Origin of the sequence: Pseudorhodoplanes sp. (genome assembly GCF_035565855.1) — a bacterium.
Classification (GTDB): domain Bacteria; phylum Pseudomonadota; class Alphaproteobacteria; order Rhizobiales; family Xanthobacteraceae; genus Pseudorhodoplanes.
The window spans coordinates 1-10,897 of the sequence record NZ_DATMRX010000143.1; the positions used below are offsets into that span (position 1 = coordinate 1).

Annotated in this window: 8 protein-coding genes and 1 pseudogene; 3 read left to right on the plus strand and 6 right to left on the minus strand. The window is 64.6% G+C overall.

Annotation, left to right across the window (positions count from 1 at the left end; all coding sequences use genetic code 11):
* The first annotated feature begins 48 nt into the window (after window positions 1-48).
* Window positions 49-1,776 carry an L-arabinonate dehydratase gene (gene araD, locus VN004_RS08060; RefSeq protein ID WP_325608776.1) on the plus strand — a complete coding sequence of 576 codons (1,728 nt, stop codon included), beginning with the start codon at window positions 49-51 and terminating at the stop codon, window positions 1,774-1,776.
* Between the two features lie 178 nt (window positions 1,777-1,954).
* Here the strand turns inward: araD and VN004_RS08065 are convergent, their stop codons facing one another.
* Window positions 1,955-3,121 (minus strand): DUF2336 domain-containing protein, encoded by a 1,167-nt coding sequence (locus VN004_RS08065; RefSeq protein ID WP_325608762.1) that lies wholly within the window; start codon window positions 3,119-3,121, stop codon window positions 1,955-1,957.
* A 160-nt stretch (window positions 3,122-3,281) separates the two neighbouring features.
* Between VN004_RS08065 and VN004_RS08070 the strand changes: the two genes are divergently transcribed.
* On the plus strand, window positions 3,282-4,193 hold the full coding sequence (locus VN004_RS08070) for an MBL fold metallo-hydrolase (RefSeq protein ID WP_325608764.1): 912 nt from the start codon (window positions 3,282-3,284) through the stop codon (window positions 4,191-4,193).
* Here VN004_RS08070 and VN004_RS08075 read toward each other — a convergent pair.
* The 5 genes from VN004_RS08075 to solA form a co-directional block, all read right to left on the minus strand.
* On the minus strand, window positions 4,178-5,047 hold the full coding sequence (locus VN004_RS08075) for a DUF1499 domain-containing protein (protein ID WP_325608766.1): 870 nt from the start codon (window positions 5,045-5,047) through the stop codon (window positions 4,178-4,180). The genes VN004_RS08070 and VN004_RS08075 overlap by 16 nt on opposite strands.
* A 72-nt stretch (window positions 5,048-5,119) precedes the next feature.
* Window positions 5,120-6,235 carry a M48 family metallopeptidase gene (locus VN004_RS08080; protein WP_325608768.1) on the minus strand — a complete coding sequence of 372 codons (1,116 nt, stop codon included), beginning with the start codon at window positions 6,233-6,235 and terminating at the stop codon, window positions 5,120-5,122.
* The gene (locus tag VN004_RS08085) at window positions 6,235-7,491 is read right to left on the minus strand and encodes a DUF898 family protein (RefSeq protein WP_325608770.1); all 1,257 of its coding nucleotides are present in this window, start codon (window positions 7,489-7,491) and stop codon (window positions 6,235-6,237) included. Before VN004_RS08085 ends, VN004_RS08080 begins: the two co-directional genes overlap by 1 nt.
* A gap of 3 nt (window positions 7,492-7,494) precedes the next feature.
* Window positions 7,495-9,132, minus strand: coding sequence for a fatty-acid--CoA ligase (locus VN004_RS08090; protein WP_325608772.1), 1,638 nt, complete (start codon window positions 9,130-9,132; stop codon window positions 7,495-7,497).
* Between the two features lie 81 nt (window positions 9,133-9,213).
* Window positions 9,214-10,350 (minus strand): N-methyl-L-tryptophan oxidase, encoded by a 1,137-nt coding sequence (solA, locus tag VN004_RS08095; RefSeq protein WP_325608774.1) that lies wholly within the window; start codon window positions 10,348-10,350, stop codon window positions 9,214-9,216.
* Window positions 10,351-10,465: 115 nt separating this feature from the next.
* Between solA and VN004_RS08100 the strand changes: the two are divergent.
* Window positions 10,466-10,897: pseudogene (locus tag VN004_RS08100) on the plus strand (hypothetical protein); the annotation flags it as partial.

Consider the following 10,897-nt stretch of genomic DNA (forward strand, 5'->3'; position numbering starts at 1 on the left):
CCACCGGAAAAGCCGCTCAAACCGCCCCCGCAAAGCAATTGCCCTGAGATGAAAAACAACAAGCGTCCTGAGGACCTCCGCAGTCATCGCTGGCTCGGGGTAAGCGACCTGCGTTCGTTCGGCCACCGCTCGCGCCTGCGCCAGTTCGGCTATGACAAGGCGGATTGGGAGGGCAAGCCGGTCATCGGCATCATCAATACCTGGAGCGATCTCAACGCCTGTCACGCGCATCTGCGCTCGCGCGCCGATGACGTGAAGCGCGGCGTCTGGGAGGCGGGCGGCTTTCCGGTCGAATTGCCGGCGATGTCGCTGTCGGAGCCGTTCATCAAGCCGACCACCATGCTCTATCGCAATTTCCTCGCGATGGAGACCGAGGAATTGCTGCGCAGTCATCCGATTGATGGCGCTGTGTTGATGGGCGGTTGCGACAAGACCACGCCGGCGCTGATCATGGGCGCGATCTCGATGGGGATCCCGTCGATTTATGTCCCCGCGGGTCCGATGCTGCGCGGCAACTGGCGCGGCCAGAAGCTCGGTTCCGGTTCGGACGTGTGGAAATACTGGGACGAGAAGCGCGCCGGCAACATCACCGAGGACGACTGGAACGAGATCGAAGGCGGCATCGCGCGCTCCTTCGGCACCTGCATGGTGATGGGAACGGCCGCCACGATGATGTCGATCGCCGAAGCCATGGGGCTCGCATTGCCCGGTGCGTCGTCGATCCCGGCGGCGGATTCGTCGCATCCGCGGATGTGTTCGGCGGTGGGCCGGCGCATCGTCGACATGGTGTGGGAGGATTTGACGCCTGCGAAGATTCTCTCGGCGGCGGCCTTCGACAACGCCATCAAGGTGCATATGGCGCTCGGCGGTTCGACCAACGCAATCGTGCATGTGGTGGCGATGGCGCGCCGGGCCGGCATCCCGCTCGACATGGAGCGGTTCGACGCAATCTCGCGCGATGTGCCGGTGATCGCCAATATCACGCCGTCGGGCAAATTCCTGATGGAGGATTTCTACTACGCCGGGGGCCTCCGCGCGCTGATGGCGGAGCTGCGCGATCTTCTCGATCTGTCATGCATCACGGTGACCGGGAAGACTGTCGGCGACAACATCGCGGGCGCAAAGGTGCATCTGCCCGAGGTCATTCATCCGTTGTCCGATCCGATCTACGAGGGCGGAGCGACCGCGGTGCTGAAGGGCAATCTCGCGCCGAATGGCTGCGTGATGAAGCCATCGGCCGCGGATCAGCGGCTGACCCAGCATCGCGGCAAGGTGATTGCGTTCGAGGACTACAATCACATGGCGCGCGAAGTGGAGCGCGACGATCTCGACGTCACGCCGGATCACATCCTCGTTTTGAAGAATGCGGGTCCGAAGGGCGGGCCCGGCATGCCGGAATGGGGCATGCTGCCGATCCCGAAGAAGCTGGTGAAGGCCGGGGTGCGCGACATGCTGCGGATTTCGGATGCGCGGATGAGCGGCACGAGCTACGGCGCCTGCATCCTGCATGTCGCCCCCGAAAGCTTTGTCGGCGGGCCGCTCGCCTTCGTGCAGACCGGCGACGAGATCGAGGTCGACGTGAAGAACCGTCGCATCCATCTCCATGTCAGCGACGAGGAGCTGGCCCGCCGCAAGGCCGCATGGACGCCGCCGAAGCCGCATTACCTGCGCGGCTATGGCGCGATGTTCGCCGAGCATATCGGCCAGGCGGATGAAGGCTGCGACTTCGATTTCCTGCTCGCCGGCGAGAAGACGCCGGAGCCGGAGATTCATTGAGAGCGCGGCGGGCTGGAACAGCAGCGCCCATGTCGTGTCATGCCCCGCGAAAGCGGGGCATCCAGTAGCCTCTTGAAGCGTTTGTGGCTGCTGGATCGCCCGCTTTCGCGGGCGATGACAGCGAGAGAGAGCAGCTCGACAGCGGAGAGCGGCGTCTTCTGTGAAGACTGAATACGCTTTACCGTCCGATCGCGCCGGGCCGCGGCGGAAGCGCCTCGGCGTACCATTCCAGCGACAGATCGGCCGGCACGTGCGGCTTGTCGTCGCTCTGGCGGCGGAGCTGGTAGAATTCGATCGCGCTCCGTGCCGTGGACAATTGCAGACGCTCGAATTGCGCCAGAGCGGACGCGATATCCATCGGCGAGAGCCTGCGATCGGCGACGCGCATCGTCAGGAGCGCGCGGGCGGTCGCGCGGCAGCATTTCGCCGCGCGCACCAGAACCAGAATGAGGTCGGTCGACTTGTCGATCATCGCGCGCTCGACGATGTCCATCGGAAATTCTCCGAGCGCCGCCAGCGCGATCGCCGCGCGCTCGAAATCGTTAGCGCTGGCATAGGCATGCAATTCGGCTTCGTTGAATTGCCCGGTCCGGTGCAGCCGCTTGATGCGCGTCATCGCACGGTTGTGCTCGCGCGAGGTGCTGCGTACCTCGTCGCTGATCGCCGATGCGACATCGGCGACGGTGGTCTGGATGACATCGGCGAATTTCGGATTGGCCGCGATCAGCCGCTCCCGCACCGCGGCGGAGGCCGTTTCCAGAAGCTTGAGGAAGTGGTGGCGCGGCAGATCGTGACGCGAGCCGACATAGCGCGCGAGGCTCTCGTCCTGCGCGGCCCTGCCGACCAGCTTGCCGAATCCGTCCTCGGAAAAGCGGGCGCCGGCATTCTGCGCCACCAGCTGAAACACCCGGTCGTCGCCGTGCGCGAGCAGCGCATCGGTCACGGGTTCGCTGAGGCTGCGGCGCTGGGTCATCGCCCGCAGATGCGCCTGGCTCATCGTGCCGGCATTTTCGATGAGATCGCGATCGCTCAGCCGCTCCGAATGCATCAGGATCGGCGCCGCGACGGCGATGGCCGGATCGAAGGCGAGCGTCCTGGTGACCTTCGGCGGGGAGTCGGAGAGCCTGGCAAGGCGGGACGCCAGTTGCGCGCGCGCATTGACCTCGATGGTTTCGATCAGCACCAGGAGGACGTCATCGAACAGCGCCAGGTGCTCGTCGCTATGCTGACCCGACCCGGACAGGAACAGGTCGGTAATGCGGGTGAGCGTATTCAAGCGCATCGCCGGCGATCCGGCGGCCATGGCGTCTTCGAGTTCCTGGATGAGGCTTCGGACTTCCGACATCGTACTTCTTACTTCCGCAGGGCTGTGTTGCTTGTCATTTAGCGAAAGCATAGACGAAATATTTGAAGGGTTTTTGCGGTGATTTCGTTGTGTGTGATTAAAATGATCGATAAATGCCCCGTTTCCGCATGGGCGGCCGGCAAAACGTGAAACTGAACGCATGACCGACGACATTCCTTTCGACAAGACCTTCGATCTCGAGCCGGGCGTGGTGAAGGAGATCGCGCCGCTCGTGCGCGCCATCTGTGTCGGCAATGCCGGGCCGTTCACCTTCAAGGGGACGGTCACCTACATCGTCGGCCGCGGCACGGTCGCGGTCATCGATCCGGGCCCGGATGATCAACGGCACGTTAACGCCCTGCTCGCCGCCCTCGATGGCGAGACCGTCAGTCACATCGTGCTGACGCATACCCACCGCGATCATTCGCCCGCGGCCGCTTCATTGAAAGCGGCGACCGGCGCACCGACCTGCGCGGAAGGCCCGCATCGCGTATCGCGGCCGCTGCATATCGGAGAAATCAATCCGCTCGACGCGGCCGGCGATACCGATTTCCGGCCTGACATCACGCTTGCCGATGGCGACGAGATTTCGGGGCCGGGCTGGACGCTAGAGGCGATCACGACGCCGGGGCACTGCGCCAACCACATGGCTTACGCGCTCAAGGAAACCAACGCGCTGTTTTCGGGCGACCATGTGATGGGCTGGTCGACCTCGATCGTCGCGCCGCCCGATGGCGCGATGAGCGATTACATGGCCTCGCTCTACAAGATCGCCGAGCGTCGCGAGACGGTGTTTTTCCCCGGCCACGGCAATGTCATCCGTGACGCGCCGCGTTTCGTGCAGAGCTACATCCGTCACCGGATCGGGCGGGAGGAATCGATCCTGCATCGGCTCGGGAAGGGCGAAGCCGATATCCCGACGCTGGTACGCGCGATCTATATCGGCATCGATCCGCGGCTCGTCGGCGCGGCCGGGCTATCGGTCCTCGCGCATCTGGAGGATCTCGTTGCGCGCGGCAAGGTGCTGACCGAGGGACCGCCCTCGATCGCCGGGCATTACCGCTTGGCCTGAGGCTTCGCCGGTGCAGCCTTGCCCTTCGGCACCGTGGGCGGCGCCTTCTTCTCCGGCGGCCGTCGCCGCTCCTCGCGTTCGAGCGTTGCGTTGACGTTTTCCTCGAGGTTGTCGAGGAAGCTTCGGATCCGCGACGCGTTGCCGCCGAGATCGTGATAGCCATACCGGGTCGAGGACCGCATATCGACTTGCGAGTCCTCTTCGGTGCCGCGGATGCGGATCACGATATCCTCGCGAAATCCCATGATCGCCGTGCGGGCCACCGCCTCGATGCGGCCATCGCGACCCTTCTGCGGCTCGCGCGCGTCGAGGACGAGCCAGCGCCGCTTGTTCACCAGCGCAAGCGCATGGTCGTAAGCCATTTTCGGCGCCACCGACAGTTCAAGCGGGGCGATGTCCGGATAGGCTTCGCGTTGCAATTCCGCGGCATGCAGACCCGCATATTGAACCGGATTGCTGGTGCGCGAGCGCAGGCGGCGGACCGCATCGTAGGCCGGCGGGTCCAGCACGTCGGTCGTGATGTCGTAGATCGGCGGCAGCGTGTAGGCCTTGTATCCAAGATAGGCCGGGTAGGCGAGCAGCAGACCGGCGACGACGATCGCGGTGACGGCATATCCAAGCCCGCGAAGTCCCTGCCGCCAGATGACGACAAAGGAGGCGAGCGCCAAAAGGATCGCGATGCCGGCAAAGGCCAGCGCGCCCCCGAACGTCGCCAGTCCCGGCAGCGCCTCGATCAGCCCTGCGCGCACGATGATGATGGCGATCAGCGCCGCCGCGACCGAAAACAGCGCGAGCCGTCGCGACCAGGTTGCGAGCTTGGAGATCGGTTCGTCGGGGAGCCGGCGGCGTGCCATTGTCGTTCTTGCCTAGCGCGGAACCTTGTGGTGCGGAACTGCCGCAAGCCGAATTCCGCTCGCGTGCGCGCGTTATCCGTAGCCCGCGCAGATGCGTTTCAAAGCTCTCCACTCGGCCGCGTCAAGTAGCGTTGCGCCACGACTTTGGGGCGGCGCCATGGCATCGATCTGGGTTACGCGCTCCGGTGTGGCGGGATGGTCGAGGAAGATCGACCCGGAGCGGGTTTTGCCGGCGATTCGCGCGAGGAATCGTCCAAGCGCGCGAGCGTCGCCGCCGGCGGTATCCATGGTGCGGACCGCGAAGGCATCGGCCCGGCTTTCCGCGTGACGCGAATAGGCGGATTTCAGGAGGGTCTTTCCGGCAAGGACCACGGCGCCGCCGCCCACGAAATCACCGAGGAACATGCCGAAGATCAGGGACAATCCGGCGCCCTGCAAAACCGCCCGGGCCCCGTCGCGATTTGCGACATGGCCAAGTTCATGGGCGATGACGCCGGCGACCTCGTCGACATTCTCGGCCTGATCGATCAGCCCCTTGAACACATAGACATGGCCGCCGGGCAGGGCGATGGCATTGGCTTCCTCGCGGCGGATCACGGCGGCGCGGAGCGGCAGGCGAAGCTCGGCCGCATCCTGCAGCCGCGTCATCAACTTGTTGAAAGCGGCGTGGCCGGCCTGTTCGACGGCGGCTCCACCGCATTCGAACGGGCGATTGCTCGGGCCCTTGTTGAGCATCGCGCGCACCTGGGTGTCGGCCGCGTTGCCAAGGCGGCGCTCGACACCCTGCGGGATCGCGGGCGCCAGCCGGTCGGCGATTGCCGGGACCCCGTAAACGGCGACGGCCAACAGCGAGACGGCGGCCATAAAACTCAGGGCAATCGCCTTGCGCCGCGCCTTGCGTGCGCTCACCCCGGTCCGGTCGATGTCGGGGCAGGCGAGGTCGATGGCATGCGCCATGTCTTGGTCGGCGATTTCGAGACGTGCGAGGGTCGGCGATTTGCGAAGGCCAATGCGGAAGATATGCGCCGGCGCCGACAGGTGCTTGAGCCGCGGATAGGGCCATTGATCGATCAATTCGCCGGCGCGATCGAAGATCACGACGGCATAATCGTTCAGCTCGACCGTCACGTCATGACGCGCGGCGGTCATGCCGTCGAAATAGACCGCCGGGCTCGTCAGATCCGGCATCAGATGCCCCCGAGATTGAGCACGTCCGCGATGCCTTCGCCGAGCGGCGAACTCGCATCGCCCGCGGCCTTGACCCGTTCGATGGGCGCGGTGTCGGACAACTCGATCGAGGAGGCCGTCAACCGCCAGACCGAAAGCGTCACGGTTGCATTGAAGAGCGTGATCAGCCCGAGCATGAACACCACATAGGTGCCGACCATCATCGCGACGGTCAGAAATTCCTGCAGCGGTGTGCCGTCCTGCGCGAACGCACCGAGAAAAATCAGCCCGAAGAAGATGCCGACCGACAGAACGATCAGGAAGCCGATCAGATAGAGGATGAATCGGAAATACGCGAAATACACGTCGCGGGTGCGCAGATGCGATTTCGCCACGATCTCGCCGAAGCGGATGCCGTTGATCCACCAGCGCATGACCATGGCGTGGAAGGCGGGCAACAGGAGCGCGACCAAAGCCAGCGTGACCGCAAAGGCCGTCAGCCCGAGGCCAAGCTGGCCAACGAATCCGGGACTCGCCTTTTCAAGACGGCCGATAATGTCGCCGCTGCCGCGCAAGGCGGTGAGTACGGCGGGCCACCTGATCGCGAGGAGGGACACTGCCGTCGTCAGGAGCGGGATCAGCACGGCGAGCCACATCAGGAATCCGCGCAGGAACAGGTGCCAGCCGGACCCGACGAACCGGCCCTGCAGGTCGCCATACCAGGTATTGCCGAGCTTGAAGCGTTCGAGCGCGGCGCGGGTGAACGGATAGGCGAAACCGAGAGTGAGCAATGTCCAGCCCCACCACCACACCGCGCAGATCGCGTAGCGGATGGCCGAGCCGGTCTGATGAAAGCGCAAGCCGCGGAATATCGTGCGTGTCAGCCGATAGCGGCGTGCGAGATAGATGCCGTATTGACTGAGAAAGGCGAGCAGCAGCACGGCTGATACCGACAGCACGTTGCCGAAGACGCCGAGATCGAGCACCGTGATGGTGAAGACCGTATAGATCGGCAGCACCAAGGCGATCGCGAACAGAAAGCCCTGCAGGAGTTCAAGGGCGGTGCCGGAATATTCGAAGGATTCGCCGTCGAGTTCGGTATTGGCCCACAGGAAGCGGCGGATATCGGTCGCAAGCCAGAACCGGTAGAGCCCGAGCGTTACCATCAAAAGGACGGCGCCGCGCACCACGATGCGCCAATAATCCTTTTCCGGCCCGGTGAAGCGCACATGACGCCGCGCCGCGCCGGCCGCCATACTCGCCTCCGCCAGCGCCATGGCTCACTCCGCTGCCATCGATCCCGGCAGGATGTAGCCCTTGAAGCGTTCTCGCAATGCCGTTTTCTGGATCTTTCCGGTTGCCGTATGCGGAATTTCGTCGACGAAGGCAACGTCGTCCGGCAGCCACCAGTCGGCCACCTTGCCGCGCAGGAAGTCGAGCAATTCGCCCTTGTCGGCCGTCACATCCTTCTTGAGGACGACGACGAGCAGCGGCCGCTCGTCCCATTTCGGATGCTGCACGCCGATCACGGCGGCCTCGGCGACCTTCGGATGCCCGACGGCGAGATTTTCCAGATCGATCGAGGAGATCCACTCGCCGCCCGACTTGATGACGTCCTTCGAGCGATCGGTGACCTGCATGTAGCCGTAGGGGTCGATGGTCGCGACATCGCCGGTGTCGAAGAAGCCCTGCTCGTCGAGAATGTCGGTGTCGTCCCGGTAGTAGCGGCGCGCGACCGCGGGGCCGCGGACCTTGAGGCGGCCGAAGGTCTTGCCGTCCCAGGGCTGGTCACGGCCAAGGTCGTCGGTGATGCGCATTTCGACTCCGAAGGGCGGATGACCCTGCTTGACCTTCAGCGCGAACAGCGCGTCGCCGCCGAGTGAGGCATATTCGGGCTTGATGGTGCAGAGCGACCCGAGCGGCGACATTTCCGTCATGCCCCAGGCATGGATGACGCTGACGCCGTAATGCTTTTCGAATTTCTCCGTCATCGCCCGCGGGCAGGCCGAGCCGCCGATCACGACGCGCTTGAGATGCGGCAGCTTCGCACCGGTCGCTTCGAGATGCTGCAGCAGCATCAGCCAGATCGTCGGCACGGCGGCGGTGCAGGTGACGCGGAATTCGTCGAGCATCTGGAAGATCGAAGCGCCGTCCATCTTCATGCCGGGGAGTACGAGCGCGGCGCCGTTCATCGGCGCGGTCAAGGCGATGCCCCAGCAATTGGCGTGGAACATCGGTACCACCGGCATCATGACATCGCGGGACGACACGCCCATGGCATCGCCCATGCTCGCCATCATCGAGTGCAGCACATTCGAGCGATGCGAATACAACACGCCCTTGGGATGGCCGGTGGTGCCGGATGTGTAGCACATGCCGGCCGCGGTGTTCTCGTCGAAACCTTTCCAGGCAAAGTCACCATCGGCTTCTGCGATCCACTCTTCGTAGGCAACCGCGTTCTTCAGCGATGTTGCCGGCATATGCGCCGCATCGGTCAGCACGACGTAGCGTTCGATTGTCGGCAAGCGGTCTGCGAGCTGTTCGAGCAGGGGCACGAAGGTGAGGTCCGTCATCATCACGCGATCCTCCGCGTGATTGACGATCCAGGCGATCTGATCGGGAAACAGCCGCGGATTCACCGTGTGGTAGACCGCGCCGATGCCCATGATGCCGTACCAGGCCTCGACATGCCGGTGCGTGTTCCACGCAAGCGTCGCAACGCGATCGCCGAGGCGCACGCCGTCGCGCTCGAGACGCTGCGCCACCTTCAGCGCGCGTCGCCTGATATCGGCATAGGTGGTGCTGTGGATCGGCCCTTCGACCAATCGCGACACGACCGGCCGCTCGCCGTGAAACGTGGCCGCATGATCGATGATGCGGTGACACAGAAGGGGCCAATCCTGCATCAAGCCCTGCATCGCATTCCTCCCTTCCGGCCTTATTGCTGGCCGTGACAGGCGGAAGGTTACAGAGCCGGCCGCTTCAGGTGAAGTGGCAGGCTAACTCGCCATTGCCCCAAAGCGCGCCAGCCGGAAGCGCCGCAGATCCATGGCCGTGCGTCCGGTCAGCGCGAGGTCGGCCAGCGCATGTCCGATCGCGGGGGCGAATTTGAAGCCGTGGCCGGAGCAGGGCGAGGCAACCACGATGCGCTCTTGGCCGGGCACGCGATCGATCACGAAGTCCTCGTCGGGCGCCATGGTGTAGAGGCAGGTCTTGGTTGCGACGACCGGCCCCGCGGCCGCCGGCAACATCCGGAACAGCGGGCCTGTCACGGTTGACTCGTCGGCCTGACTGACGGTGCGGTTATAGTCTTCCGGGTCCACCACCTCGCGGTCGTGGTGATGCTTGGCGATCTTCAACAGGCCGTCGTCATGCAGCGGGAACCCGTAATGAATCCCGTGCTCGCTCTCGATCATGAAGACCGGGAACCATCCGGTCCTGAACAATTCCGGCTGCGGCGGTCGGACCCAGAGCAGGACCTGCCGCGTCACCTGCAGCGGCAGCGCAAGGTCGGGCAGGAGCGATTTGGTCCATGGCCCCGCCGTCACGATGACGGCGCCCGCGTCGTAGCTCGTGCGCTCGGTGCGCACGCGCACATGCTCGCCGCGCTGTTCGATCGATGTGACGCGCTCGCTGGTGCGGACAACGGCACCGGCGGCACCGGCGAGACGCAGATGCGCGCGGATGCCCGCTTCCGCTTCGACGAAGCCTGCATCGGGTTGCAGGACGGCGACATAATCCTGCGGCAGGCGAAAGGCCGGGTAACGGCGCATCAATTCATGCGCGGTGAGAACTTCGTGGGGCAGGCGGTGTTCGCGGGACGCGCTCAGCGTGCCCTTCACCAGCGTCGAGTCGGGATGACCCATCTCCGCAATGCCGGTGACGGTCATCAGGCGGTGGCCTGCGGCCGCTTCGAGTTCGCGCCACATCGTTGCGGCGCGGCGAACCAGGGGAACGTAGGACGGATGCTCGAAATAGCCGTGGCGGATGATTCGCGTGCGGCCATGCGAGGAGCCGCGCTCATGGCCGGGTTCGAATCGGTCGAGGCCGATCGCGCGCACGTTGCGGCGCGCCAGATGGTACAATGCGGCGCTGCCCATGGCCCCGAGACCGACCACGATCACGTCATGCGTCATTCGTATCCTCGCGCGAACCCTCGCGACATCGCGACGCTAGCATGACGCGCAGAGGAAATTGCCATTGCCGTGGCGATCGCGCACAAAAGCCGCATTCGGTCGGAATATCACGTGCGTGGGGCTGCTCTATCCGGTTCTTGTTCTGATTGTGGTGACGTGCCTTGCACCTGCGGCGCAGGCGCAAGGCTCGGCGTCGCGCGACAAGCGCCCGAATGCCGAACAGGCGCAGCCGGACCGGACCAAGCCGGCATCCCCCAACAAAAAGAAGCCGGCTGCGGCAGTCTCGCCATTTCCCAAGCCGCTTTCCATGCCGCCGCGCGACAACGCAACGCGCCGGATCGCGCCCGTTCCGATGGAAGCATTCGCCGCGGAGACGGACCCGCAACCCCCCGCCGAGGCCGTCGCGGCAAAGCCGGATGAACCTTCGGCCTGCCTGATTCGCGTATCGAACAAGGTTGCCGTCATCGAGCCGCTGCCCTCGATCAGCGGGCCGGGCGATTGCGGCGCGACCGATGTGGTGCGGCTCGAAGCGATCATTCAGCCGGAC